General features: G+C 68.1%; 9 protein-coding genes and 1 tRNA gene. 2 read left to right on the top strand and 8 right to left on the bottom strand.

Annotated features, from left to right (window positions below):
* The first annotated feature begins 164 nt into the window (after positions 1-164).
* Positions 165-566: a dehydrogenase gene (locus ACPEH0_RS07445; protein WP_366213598.1), complete on the top strand. Its 402-nt coding sequence runs from the start codon at positions 165-167 to the stop codon at positions 564-566.
* 26 nt (positions 567-592) lie between these two features.
* On the opposite strand, the gene radA is transcribed toward ACPEH0_RS07445, so the two are convergent.
* From radA to ACPEH0_RS07425, 4 genes are read right to left on the bottom strand one after another with little or no spacing between them, the layout of a single operon-like run.
* The gene (gene radA, locus ACPEH0_RS07440) at positions 593-1,951 is read right to left on the bottom strand and encodes a DNA repair protein RadA (RefSeq protein ID WP_366213599.1); all 1,359 of its coding nucleotides are present in this window, start codon (positions 1,949-1,951) and stop codon (positions 593-595) included.
* 50 nt (positions 1,952-2,001) lie between these two features.
* A complete protein-coding gene (locus ACPEH0_RS07435) occupies positions 2,002-2,955 on the bottom strand; it encodes an L-lactate dehydrogenase (RefSeq protein ID WP_366213600.1) in 954 nt (317 codons plus the stop codon).
* Positions 2,956-3,008: 53 nt separating this feature from the next.
* Positions 3,009-4,385 carry an MFS transporter gene (locus ACPEH0_RS07430; RefSeq protein WP_366213601.1) on the bottom strand — a complete coding sequence of 459 codons (1,377 nt, stop codon included), beginning with the start codon at positions 4,383-4,385 and terminating at the stop codon, positions 3,009-3,011.
* Between the two features lie 49 nt (positions 4,386-4,434).
* A complete protein-coding gene (locus tag ACPEH0_RS07425) occupies positions 4,435-4,803 on the bottom strand; it encodes a hypothetical protein (protein ID WP_366213602.1) in 369 nt (122 codons plus the stop codon).
* A 145-nt stretch (positions 4,804-4,948) separates the two neighbouring features.
* Between ACPEH0_RS07425 and ACPEH0_RS07420 the strand changes: the two genes are divergently transcribed.
* A tRNA-Ser gene (locus ACPEH0_RS07420) sits at positions 4,949-5,039 on the top strand.
* Between the two features lie 559 nt (positions 5,040-5,598).
* Here ACPEH0_RS07420 and ACPEH0_RS07415 read toward each other — a convergent pair.
* The 4 genes from ACPEH0_RS07415 to ACPEH0_RS07400 all read right to left on the bottom strand — a co-directional run bounded on the left by ACPEH0_RS07415 (position 5,599) and on the right by ACPEH0_RS07400 (position 12,154).
* Entirely contained in the window at positions 5,599-6,216 is a 618-nt protein-coding gene (locus ACPEH0_RS07415) for a hypothetical protein (RefSeq protein ID WP_366213603.1), read from the bottom strand.
* 394 nt (positions 6,217-6,610) lie between these two features.
* Positions 6,611-8,107, bottom strand: coding sequence for a class I SAM-dependent DNA methyltransferase (locus ACPEH0_RS07410; RefSeq protein ID WP_366213604.1), 1,497 nt, complete (start codon positions 8,105-8,107; stop codon positions 6,611-6,613).
* On the bottom strand, positions 8,100-9,260 hold the full coding sequence (locus ACPEH0_RS07405; protein WP_366213605.1) for a restriction endonuclease subunit S: 1,161 nt from the start codon (positions 9,258-9,260) through the stop codon (positions 8,100-8,102). The genes ACPEH0_RS07410 and ACPEH0_RS07405 overlap by 8 nt, the downstream gene beginning before the upstream one ends.
* A gap of 116 nt (positions 9,261-9,376) precedes the next feature.
* Positions 9,377-12,154 (bottom strand): DEAD/DEAH box helicase family protein, encoded by a 2,778-nt coding sequence (locus tag ACPEH0_RS07400; protein WP_366213606.1) that lies wholly within the window; start codon positions 12,152-12,154, stop codon positions 9,377-9,379.
* Positions 12,155-12,179: the final 25 nt, after the last annotated feature.

The raw sequence follows: 12,179 nt of genomic DNA, 5'->3' as shown, positions 1-12,179 counted from the left end.
CCCAGCAACGGAGCCACACCGACCCCCCAGGGGTGTGGCGATCGGATCCCCCCCCGCCGCCGGTGAGTGCTGGGCCCTCTCGACTTCTCCAGTCCCCAATGGGGAGTTCGAGGGGGCCCTTTGACGTCTCGCCGGGCCGGCCCGCGCCGCCGTAGGCTGGGGGGATGGCCGGGAAGAAGCGCGAGAAGAAGCCGCTCGAGTTCCGCAACACGCAGCTCGCCGATGCGCTCCAGACGCAGGACATGGCGGCGCTGGCGTTCGCACTGCGGCACGGACCGACGGTCGTGCCGCTCCTGCGCCCCGGTGCGCGCGACGATCCCCGCGACGCGGGGGAGGTCTGGACCTACCGCGACCCCGCCACGGGCGACGTCGCGCTGCTGCTGTTCAGTGACGCGGCGAACAAGCCGGCATCCCTGCCGCCGGAGGTCGGGCTGCAGTCCCCGGCGTGGCTGCGCGCGTTCCTCGGCACCCACGGCGAGCAGATCACGACGGTGTTCTTCGACATCGCCGGGCCGCACCCCATGCAGGCCGCTCCCGCGGACGTGATCGCCGCGCTCGAGGCCTGACCGCCGCGCTCGAGGCCTGACCGACGTCAGAAGTCGGGGCGGTCGTCCGATCGTGGGCGGTGGTGGCGCGCCCGCTGAGCCAGGGCGTCGCGCAGCGTGCCCGCGCCGGCGTCGATGACCGCCCGGTACCCGAGGCGGGTGGCCTCGGACCGGCGCTGGTCGTGCTGCGTGACGCGGCGGATCTCGCCCGACAGGCTGAGCTCGCCGATCGCCGCGAACTTCTCGGGGTTCGGGCGCTCGGTGGCGGCGCTCGCGATCGCGAGCGCGATGGCGAGATCGGCGGCGGGCTCGGTCAACCGCACCCCGCCCACGGTCGAGACGTAGACGTCCTGGTCGGACAGCTTGATGCCGGCCCGCTTCTCGAGGACGGCGAGCACCATCGCGACCCGCGCGCCGTCGACGCCGCTCACGATGCGGCGCGGGTTGGGTGCCGACGTGTGGAGCGTGAGCGCCTGCACCTCGACCGGCAGCGCGCGGCGCCCTTCGAGGGCGACGGTCACGCATGTGCCGGGTTCGCTGGGGCGGTTGCTGAGGAAGAGTGCGCTGGGATCGGGCACCTCGGCGATGCCGTCGCCCGCCATGTCGAAACAGCCCACCTCGTCGGTGGCGCCGAAGCGGTTCTTGAGCGCCCGCACGAACCGCAGCGACGTCTGCCGGTCACCCTCGAAGTGGCAGACGACGTCGACGAGGTGCTCGAGGATGCGGGGTCCCGCGACCTGACCGTCCTTGGTCACGTGGCCGACCAGCACGACGGGCAGGTCGCGCTCCTTCGCGACGCGGATGAGGGTGGATGCCACTTCGCGCACCTGGCTCGGCTGCCCGGCGGCGCCGTCGATGAGGCCCGACGACACCGTCTGCACGGAGTCGACGATGAGCAGGTCGGGACGGACGTCGTCGACGTGCCCGAGCGTCGTGGCGAGGTCGGTCTCGCTCGCGAGGTACAGCTCGTCGTGCAGCGCTCCGGTGCGCTCGGCGCGCAGGCGCACCTGGCTGAGCGACTCCTCGGCGCTGACGTAGAGGACGCGACGGCCGGCGCGGGCGCTCTGGGCGGCGACCTCGAGCAGCAGGGTCGACTTGCCGACACCCGGCTCGCCCGAGAGCAGGATCGCGGCGCCGGGGACGATGCCGCCGCCGAGCACCCGGTCGAACTCGCCGACGCCGCTGGTGCGGCGGGGGGTCTCCCGCGTGTCGATCTGCGTGATCGGCCGCGCGCTGCGCGTGGGCATCACGGGGGTGACGGATGCCGTGATCCCGGTCTGCGTGGCGGCCTCGACGACCGTGCCCCACTGCTGGCACTCGCCGCACCGGCCGACCCACTTCGCGGTGGTCCATCCGCACTCCGTGCACCGGAAGGCGGCGGTCGGGGCGGGACGTCGTGAAGCCATGACGACAGGCTAGCCGCGGCATCCGACATCGCCGGCAGGCGTGACCCCGCTCAGCGCAGCGACGTCGCGACGGTCCGCAGCGCCTCCGCCGAGCGGTGGAACAGCGCCAGCTCATCGGCCGAGAACGAGGTCTCGAGGATGGGCCGGGCGCCCGCGCTGCTGACGACCGATGGCACCGAGAGCGCGACGCCGTCGACCCCCTGGAAGTCGCTCAGCACCGTCGAGACCGGCATCACCACGTGCTGGTCGCCGAGGATGGCCTCCACGATCCGCGCGCTCGACAGACCGATCGCGTAGTTGGTCGCTCCCTTGCCCTGGATGACCTTGTAGGCGGCGTCGCGCACGTCGACCGCGATGGCGTCCAGCTCCTCGGTCGTGAACGCGGGCTGGCCGTCGGGCGGCTGCCAGTCGAGGATCGGGACGGTGCCGATCGTCGCCCGCGACCAGTGCGGGAACTCGGTGTCGCCGTGCTCACCGACGATGTAGGCGTGCACGCTGGAGGTCGACACCCCCGCGCGCTGCGCGAGCTTCCACCGCAGGCGCGACGTGTCGAGGACGGTGCCCGAGGCGAAGATCCGCTCGGGCGGAAGGCCCGTGACCTCCTGACCGATGACGGTGAGCACGTCGCACGGGTTGGTGACGATGACGTAGACGGCGTTCGGCGCGACCTCCAGCAGCTGCGGCAGCATCCGTCGCAGGATGCCGGCGTTGACACCGGCGAGCTCAATGCGGGTCTGCCCGGGGTTCTGCTTGGCGCCGGCGGTGATGACGACGACGTGGGAACCCGCGGCGACCGAGATGTCGGCCCCGCCGGAGATGTCGCTCGAGCCGGTGAACTGCGCGCCGTGGGCGAGGTCGAGCACCTCGGCCTCGACCTTCTCGGCGGCGATGTCGTACAGGGCGACGTGGCGGGCCGACCCGCGGATGAGGGCCGCGTAGGCGACGCTCGACCCCACGGCTCCCGCGCCGACGACGGTGAGTTTCGAGTTCTCGATGACGCTCATACCGCCAGTGTGGCAGCCGGCGGATGCCGGCGTCTCGGATCGGGCCGGAGAAATCAGGCGGGCTGCGCCTCGGTCGCCGCAGGCCGGCGGATGCCGAGGAACGAGACCGCCGCACCCGCGGCCATGAGGACCGCGGTGACCCACGCCGCCCGGTGGAACCCGTCGAGGTCGAGCGATCCGCCGATGATCACGGCGAGGATCGCGATGACGACGAGTCCCGCGATGCGGGAGACGGCGTTGTTCGTCGCCGAGGCGATGCCCGAGCGCTCGCCCCCGATCGCGCCGAGGATCGTCGAGGTCAGCGGCGACACCGTGACGCCGAGCCCTAGGCCGAACACGACGAGCCCGGGGAGCACCTGCGTCCCGTAGTCGAAGTCCTCGCGGACGGCGAGCAGCATCAGCGAGCCGACCGCCATCACGAGCGGGCCGACGGCCATGAACAGGCGTGACCCGAAACGGTTGGTCCAGCCGCCGACGACCGAGCTCAGCGCGATGAGCGCGACGGTCACGGGGAGGCTGGCGAGCCCGACGAGGGTGGCGCTGAGCCCCGCGCCCTGCTGCAGGTAGACGCCGACGACGAACCCGTTGAGCGTGAGCGCGGCGTAGATGAAGAGGGTGGCCAGGTTGCCGGTCCAGAAGTTCCGCACGCGGAAGATGTCGAGCGGGAGGATCGGCGAGCGCACCGTCCGCTGCCGCAGCAGGAACGCGGCGAACATGACGATGCCGGCGACCAGCGGCATCCAGATCGCCGGATGACCCCACCCGAGGTTCGGCTGTTCGATGAGGGCGAAGACCACCCCGCCGAGTCCGAGGGTGCAGAGGGTCGCGCTCACGAGGTCGAGGTGTGCGTCGTCGCGGCGGTGGTCGATGTGGCCGAGGCGGGCGAGCAGGACGAAGGTGATCGCGATCGGGATGATCTGCACGAGGAACGCGAACCGCCACGACAGCAGGTCGACGAAGAGTCCGCCCAGAAGGGGGCCCCCGAGGTTCGCGGCGGTCGTCCACGCCGTCCACTGACCGATCGCCCGCGCCTGCGCGGGACCGTTCAAGAGGGAGGTGATGAGTGCGAGCGAACTCGGCACGAGGAACGCCCCCGCCGCGCCCTGCAGCGCCCGCGCGATGATCAGGACGATCGGGTCGGGGGCGAGCCCGACGCCGATCGAAGCGATGCCGAACCCGATGAGTCCGATGCGCAGGACGAGCACGCGGCCGAACGCATCGCTCACCGAACCGGCGAACAGGATGAGCGAGCTCAGGGTGAGGAGGTAGGCATCCACCGTCCACTGCTGCGTCGACAGGCCGCCGCCGAGCTCCTCGCCGATCGCGGGCAGGGCGACGTTCACGATCGTGCCGTCGAGGAAGGCGACGGCGGACGCGAGCGCGGCGATCGCGACGATGAGGCCGAACCGCGGGGTCGTCGATGCGCTCACAGGCTCACCGTAGACCCGCGCGCCGCTGCCGAGCCGACGCGAACGGTCGTCACCCGGGGGTCGAAGCGACGGTTCGCGTCGGGTCGAGGTCGGTGAGGGGGGTCGCGGGTAGGGCGATCCAGCCTTCGCGGCGGGCCTGGGCGGTGTGGGCGGGTGGGACGGGATGCGTCGCGCGCAGCGCGTGTGCGCGGGAGATGAGCGCAGCGACCACGGCGTCGAACGCGTCGTCGGAGGCCTCCATCAGCGCGCGCTGCGCGGGGGAGAGGGTGAGCCACGGCGCCGCGTCGAGGAGGTTCGCCGTCGCGGTGAGGCGGGCCGCGGCATCCGTCTTGTACCCGGTCACGTCGACGCGCCAGGTGACGACCGCGACGGCGGTGCGCGCGGGCTGCGCCGCGAGGTCGACTCCCGTGGTGATCACACGCCGACGCTACCCGTCCGCCGGAGCGCCGAGACGTCCCAGATGGTCGCCATCGCGGACGGGAAGCGACCATCTGCGACGCCTCGGCGAAGCGCGAGGAGGCGCCGGTTCGCGGCATCCGCTCTCGTGTCGTAAACTGGACGACGGTGACGTGTCCGAGCGGCCGAAGGTGCAACTCTCGAAAAGTTGTGTAGGGTAACCCCCTACCGTGGGTTCAAATCCCACCGTCACCGCCATCCGAAACCCCCGCAGAACCCTTGGAAACACAGGGATCGCGGGGGTTTCGTCATGTCTGCGCGACGGGGTGGTGGGAACATCCTGGTAACACTTCGTGCTCGGTGCTCGGTGCTCGGTGCTCGGTGCTCGGTGCTCGGTGCTCGGTGCTCGGTGCTCGGCATCGCGCGGGCGGTGTTGATTCCCGGGCTTGCGGGCCGCTCGTGCACGATCGGGTTCCGTGTCGGTGGTACAGGCTGTAATTTGCGTGACAGGACTGGGAGGTTTCTCATGGGCAAGCACGAAGAGTCACCGGTAACGACTCCGGCGCTGACGGCGCCGGCAGGAGCGGATCCGCGGTGGCGTGAGAAGCGTGACAGTGCGATTCGCGCGCGGGAGATCGCCACATACGCGCGTCGAGGTAAGCCGTCCAGCTTCCGAGCGGGTGTCGGGCGAATCATCCCGTGAGTGGAAGCTCTGACGCGACACACCTGTTTGCGGCGCAACACGCTGACCGCTACGCACGGCAGGACCTCATCCGCCAGCGGTTCCCCGCGGGAACCGCCCGTCAGTGCGGTCGGCCTACAGGCGGATCTTGTCCGTCTTGAAGGTGATCTTCGTGCCGTCCGCGATGGCCTGAGCCCACTCGGTCAGCTCAGGATCGGCGATGCTGCCATCGTTGCCGCGCACGATGCGCTGCAGCTCGAGCTTGATCTCAGCGATGGGGCGGCCGGCGTGCGTCTGCCGGAGACGATCGAACGCCCGGGTGTAGTCCTGAGCGATCTTGTCGATGCCGGCTTGAACCTGCGTCTCGATGAGGCGCTTGAACTCGTGCTCATTGAACTTGAACGAACTTGCCATGGTGGGAAACTGCTTTCTCGCCCACGTGGAGCGATCATGCAGCGGACGAAACGCGCCCAAGGGCTCGCCGTCTTCACGCGAAGTACTGGCAACGAGGGTCGCCGACGAATCGCCGGCGACCCTCGTGCTACTCAGCCCTTGCCGAGCGTCGAGCCAGCCTTCGACTTGGCGACCTTGCTCGAAGACGAGGACGCGAGGACGCGTCCCGCCTTGCTGAGGGCTGCCTTCGAGGGCGTGGACGACCGTGACGACGACTTCGCCATGATGCGCTCCATTCCGATGCAGGATGAAGCAGATCCGCCCAAGATTGGCGTTCAGCCAATCTTGGTGAGAGGCCACGTAGCCTCTAGAGTCGAGTTGTCCTACCAAGACACACGGCCCCGATCTGCTGACTGAGAGTTCCGACTCGACTGGCTGCCGATCGGGGCTCTCTGGTCTCTGGGCAGTCTATCGCTGGAGCCCGACAAACGGGCATACAGGAATCAGAGTCCCATCCGGGTGTTCGGACCTATTTCGGCGCCGAAACGCGCGCCTGTGCGCCTCCTGTGGCCGTTTAGAGCCGGTATTGGGCAACTTGTGCAGTGAAGCTGAATTACATGGGTGTAGTTATCCACAGACTCGCCCACAAGCTATCCACAACGTGGAGCGTTGGCATAACCGGACCTCCTACGAGTGGGGTCCCGCGCCGGTGCTCCTGGCGGGATAGCTAGCCCGAACGCGGCGTACCGCGAGTTCAGGCCTCGTTGCCCGCAGCTGTCCCTTCGAGCGCCATCGCGACGGCTTCGAACTCCGCGAGAGCTGCGGCGAGATCCTCCACGATCTCGCGGGCGATAACCTCGGGCGCCGGCAGGCTGTCGAGGTCATCAAGCGAGTCGTCGCGCAACCAGGTGATGTCGAGGTTCACCTTGTCGCGTGCGATCAATTCCTCGTACGTGAACGACTTCCAGCGGCCACCCTCGGCCGCCTCGACGCGCTCGCTCCGGGGTGCGCCGGGGCGGAACGTTGCGACGAACTCCTCGAGGTGCGCACGGCGGAGCGGGTTCTGCTTGAGCGTGAAGTGCATGTTTGTGCGCAGGTCGTAGACCCAGAGCTTGCGCGTCCACGGTGTCTCGCTGGCGGGCTTTTTGTCGAAGAACAGCACGTTGGCCTTCACGCCCTGGGCGTAGAAGATGCCGGTGGGCAGTCGGAGCATCGTGTGCAGGTCGAAGTCGTCGAGCAGCTTGCGGCGCAGCACCTCGCCTGCGCCACCCTCGAACAGCACGTTGTCGGGCAGCACGACGGCCGCGCGGCCGTTGATGTCGAGAACGGTCATGATGTGCTGCACGAAGTTGAGTTGCTTGTTCGACGTCGTCGCAACGAAGTCGGCGCGCTCGATCTCCGTGTCCTCGCGCGCTTCGCGCCCGTCCGCGCCGACCATGGTCAGCGACGACTTCCTGCCGAAAGGCGGGTTGGAGAGCACGACCGAGTACCGCTCGCCCGTGTCGGCGATCAGCGCATCGCGCACGTCGATCAGCGAATCGCCCTGTGGCGTGCCGATGCCGTGCAGCAGCAGGTTCATCGCGGCGAGGCGCGCTGTCCCGTCTACGAGTTCCGTCCCGTGCGCGAACCCGTCGCGCAGATGATCGCGCTGGGTCGGCGTGAGGTGCTCGGCCGCGCGCGAGGCGTAGTCGTGAGCGACTAGCAGGAATCCTGCGGTACCGCAGGCCGGGTCGAGCACGGTGTCATCCGGCGAGGGCTGGATCACGTCGACGATCGCCTGGATCAGGTCGCGCGGCGTGAAGTACTGGCCGGCGCCGGATCCCTTGTCGGACGCACCCTTGGCCAGCAGCTGCTCGTAGGCGTCGCCTTTGAGGTCAGTGCCCGACGCGGACCACTGCTCGCGGTCGATCAGGTCGACGATGAGTCGTTTGAGCTTCGCGGGGTCCTGGATGCGGTTCTGTGCCTTCCGGAAGATCACGCCGAGTGTGCCGGGCTGCTGCGCGAGGCCGACGAGGATCCGTGTGTACTCGAACTCGAGCTGAGCGCCTTCGGCGTCGAGCAGCTGCTGCCACGAATACTCGTCGGGCACGATCTGCTGAGGACGGAGCTTCCGCATGGCCCGCTCATGCGCCATTTTCAAGAACAGCAGGTATGTGAGTTGCTCGATGTAGTCGAGCACTCCGACGCCGTCATCACGGAGAAGGTTGCGGAACGAATCGAGCTTGTCGACGAGACGGCGTGCGTCAGTCATTGAGGCCTCCTCGACCAGGACGGGTCGTCGAACCAGTGAGCTCGCCCGCGAACGCAGCGTTCAGAAGCGAGTTACGGAGCGCAGCCGATCGGCGTCGCTGGATGCGGAGCTGATCAATCGCGGCGGCAGCTGCCGCATCGATCTCGACGAGACGACCGACAGCCTCGCGCTGGCGGGCGGCATCCGGGACGGGCACCATCGTTTCGGCGACAGCGCGCTGATCGATCTTGGGCATCGAGCCCGCCAGCCCCTTTGCGCGCGTGCGAAGCGCGCGGTGTACTCGCTCAGCACGAAGGGCGGCAACCAGATAGCGTCCGTCGACGAGCGATTCGTCTGGGCGCACTCTGATCAGCAGGTCCGGGAAGATCGCCCAGTTCCGAGGGCCGTCAAAGCGCGCCGCCGTCCCAACGAGTTCGGGCGTATTCGCCCGCTGCACGAATATGTCGCCGGGCTCGAGCCATAGCCCCTGAGCGACCGATGCAGGCGTGACCGTCTCCTTGGTGAACTGGTCCGTGAAGCTGTTCCGCGTGACCGCGGTTAGGGTCAATGTTCGAGTGCCGCCCGCGGCGCCTTTAGCTGCCCGGTCCGAGCGCCCGTTTCGCATCGGCTCGCGGAGCAGACGTCCGACGGCCACCATCGGCGGGTCACCATGCCAGAGTTCATCCGCGCTGGCAGCAGACTGCCACGCCGCGACCCGGCGCTCAGCGGCGCCGAGATAGGCGTCTGCGGCGTCGAGCCTGGACAGGTGGTCCTCGAGGATGGCGACAATGCTGAGCTGCTCCTCGAGTGGCGGGACCGGGACCGGGAGCTGCACGAAACGGTCATGAGTCAGATTGAGGCCGCTATCGGAGATTCCGGTTTTCATCTCGTCGATACGCTTCTGCGCGTCCGGGCTCAACAGATACATCTCGAGAAAGCGGGCGTCGATGCGCTCCTCGGGACGGAGGCGATACATCTTCCCGGACATCATCAGGCGCTCGGGTGTGTGCCGAACGAGCGCCGGAATTCCGCAGCGCGAGCGTGGGCCGGCGCAGGTGATGAGCAGATCGCCGGCTTTCACCTCGATGTTCGATCTCGGACCAAGCGTGTCCGGCAGCGCCTTGTTGTGCTCAGGCTCGAACCTTCCCGCCTGGATGGCGGTGGTCTTCAACACGCCCCACTCCCCAGGCGCTGCCGGATGCGCATGGCACTTAGGGCTCCAGCCTTGCTGGATGACGCGCTTGTTCGACTGGCGCTGCAGGAGGTCTCCGATAGGGTGTCGCTCCCAGCTCACGCGGTCAGCTCCCGGTTCAGCTCTTCCAGCAGGTCGCCCGCGGCGTCGCCGAGGTCGCGGAGCGCGCCGTCAACGCCGCCTCGTTCGTCGAACGGTGCGTTGTCGAGGTCGTCGGCGGTGATGCCCGCCGACGCCGCGATGATCTGCATCATCTTGTCCAGCCACCAGCGCTGACGCTCACTGAATGAGGCTCCTGACTGTTCCTGCCGGGCGAGCCAGTTCGCGTAGCGCGACTCGACAAGGTCGGCGTAAGGGACCAAGGCGTCGTCGATGCCGGTCTCATAGCGCAGCAGCGAGATCAGGTCGGTCGCGGTGTGCCGGTCGCGCGTCTCGGCACGGCCGCGATACTCGACGCCCAGCGAGAGGTATGCGCTCCAGATGTAGTCGACTGTCCAGTTGTGCGGTGGGCGCTTGATCCGTTCGGCGAGTTCCTTCACATCCCCGAACGCGATGCCGCGTCCCTTGGCGTCGAACATCAACTGGATCGCGCTGATCTCGTCGCGGTGTTCGGCGAGGTAGGCCTTCCACGACTCGATGGTCTCTCGTGCCGCACCCGGGTCGACGACACCGTACGCGTCGACGAGCGAGTCGCGGCTGACCTCGTCGATCACCTGATCGTGTGCGCGGCGCAACTCGATGATGCGCGTGCGCAGCTCGGGGTTCGCGGCGAGCGGCTCGATCGCCGCATCGAGCAGATCTTGGATCACGTCGGCCGGCTCTCGTGTCGGCTCGGCGGCGATCGCCGCGGCCTGCGTGTCGGGGTTCACCGCGTCAACGAGGGCCCGGACAACGGCGCGGAGCGACTGTCCGGCGACGGCATCCAGTTCGGCGCGTTCGGCCGGAGTCACCTGCTGCTCGAGTGCCGCGAGACGGTTCGCCAGCGTGGCAGTCTCGTCCTCAGTGAGGTTGAGCGTCGCGGCCTTGTCGAGCAACTTCTTGAGGCTGATGGAGCGGTCGCGGTTGAGCGGCGGCTCGACGAAGTCATGCTCGGTGACACCAATCGCATCCACCAATACAAAGCGGGTCTTCGCCTCGGCGTCGTCGGTGACGGCTCGGAACGTCGCCGGATCGATCGTGCGCGCGCCGCGACCCTTCATCTGCTCGAAGTACTGGGCCGACCGCACGTCTCGCATGAACAGCACGCACTCGAGCGGCTTCACGTCGGTGCCGGTGGCGATCATGTCGACGGTGACAGCGATGCGCAGGCTGGGGCTGGTGCGGAACGCCTTCAGGTGCCCCTTCGGATCCTTCGCGCTGTAGGTGATCTTCGCGGCGAAGTCGTTGCCCTTGCCGAAGACCTCGCGCACCGTCTGCACGATCTCTTCGGCGTGGTTGTCGTCCTTCGCGAAGATCAGGGTCTTCGGCACGGTGCGACGGCTGGGGAAGATCTCCGTGAACAGCCGATCACGGAAGGTCTCGAGCACGAGGCGGATCTGGTGCTTCGCCGTCACCGCACGGTCGAGTTGGCTCTTCGTGTAGTCGAGGTCGGCGTCGAGCTTCTCGATCTTCACCTCACGCGTATCGCGATTGACCTTCGGCACGAACGTGCCCGCCTCGATCGTCGAGCCGTTCTCGGTGATCTCGGTCTTGATCCGGTAGATGTCGAAGTCGACGTTCACACCATCGGCCACCGACTCGGCGTACGTGTACTCCGAGACAAGGTTCTGCTGGAAGAACCCGAACGTCTGCTTGCCGGGCGTCGCGGTGAGACCGACGACGTGGGCGTCGAAGTACTCGAGCACGCCCCGCCACACGCCGTAGATGCTCCGATGCGCCTCATCAACGATCACGAGATCGAAGGCCTCCGGCGGGAGGTCGGGGTTGTACGCGACCTCGACCGGTGTCTCTGGAGTGAAGTCGTCGAGGCCCGGATCATCGCCCTCTGGAACGTCCTCGTTCTTGATCGCCTTGAAGACCCGCTGAATCGTCGAAATCGCGACCTTCGTCGAGTCGGGCATCCCGCCGCGTGTGAGCTTGGCCACGTTGTAGAGCTCGGTGAATCGGCGACCGTCGTCAGGCGTGCGGTAGTTCTGGAACTCGCCGAGGGTCTGATCCGCGAGGTTGTTGCGGTCGACGAGGAACAGCACTCGGCTGAACCCGCCCCACTTCAGCAGCCGGTATGCCTCGGTGACCGCCGTGTACGTCTTGCCGGCGCCGGTCGCCATCTGCACGAGCGAACGACCGAAGCGCTGCTCGCGCAGGCTGCGCTCGACCCCCTTGACGGCGTCGATCTGCGCGGGGCGCAGGTGTGTCTCGTCGAGTGCCGGCAGACTGTTCACCCGGCCGCGCCAGGTGGGTGCTTCGTCGGGGTGTTCGCTGGCCGCGCGGATCGTGCGACTGAGAGTCTCAGGCTTCGGGAAGTGGAAGATACGCCGCGCGCGCGGGGCCGGGTCGAAGCCGTTGGTAAAGTGCGTCTCGGTGCCGGACGCCTCGAAGACGAACGGCAGCCGTCCTTCCGGGTCGAGAGCCCGCTTGCGTACATCGTCGGGAAGTCCGACCGCGTACATCGCGGACTGCCACTCGACGCCCGAGAGAGGCGTGCCAACCGGCTTTGCTTCGATGACGCCGACGACCGCTTTGTCGACGTACAGGAGGTAGTCGACCCGGCCGTGTCCGGGCTTCATGATGACCTCGCGAACCGCGACCCCGGCAGCGGCGAACAGGTTGAGCGCTTTTCGGTCCTGCACCTTCCAGCCCGCGGCTTCGAGCTGGCGGTCGATCAGCACGCGTGCCCGCTGCTCCGCCGCCAGGCGCTCGTGTTCGTTCGGTGACATCGCCCGAATCCTATCTGCGGCGGGG

The sequence above is a fragment of the Microbacterium sp. NPDC079356 genome, assembly GCF_049545465.1.
In the GTDB taxonomy this organism is placed as follows: Bacteria; Actinomycetota; Actinomycetes; order Actinomycetales; family Microbacteriaceae; genus Microbacterium; species Microbacterium gawkjiense.
The sequence above is the reverse complement of the archived record's forward strand: the minus strand, read 5'-3'. Positions and strand labels throughout refer to the sequence as shown.

Excerpts from the sequence above, each read along its gene's own strand:
- ACPEH0_RS07410 (WP_366213604.1), bottom strand. The coding sequence starts at position 8,107 with ATGACTGACGCACGCCGTCTCGTCGACAAGCTCGATTCGTTCCGCAAC.
- ACPEH0_RS07435 (WP_366213600.1), bottom strand. The coding sequence starts at position 2,955 with ATGAGCGTCATCGAGAACTCGAAACTCACCGTCGTCGGCGCGGGAGCC.
- radA (WP_366213599.1), bottom strand. The coding sequence starts at position 1,951 with ATGGCTTCACGACGTCCCGCCCCGACCGCCGCCTTCCGGTGCACGGAG.
- ACPEH0_RS07445 (WP_366213598.1), top strand. The coding sequence starts at position 165 with ATGGCCGGGAAGAAGCGCGAGAAGAAGCCGCTCGAGTTCCGCAACACG.
- ACPEH0_RS07400 (WP_366213606.1), bottom strand. The coding sequence starts at position 12,154 with ATGTCACCGAACGAACACGAGCGCCTGGCGGCGGAGCAGCGGGCACGC.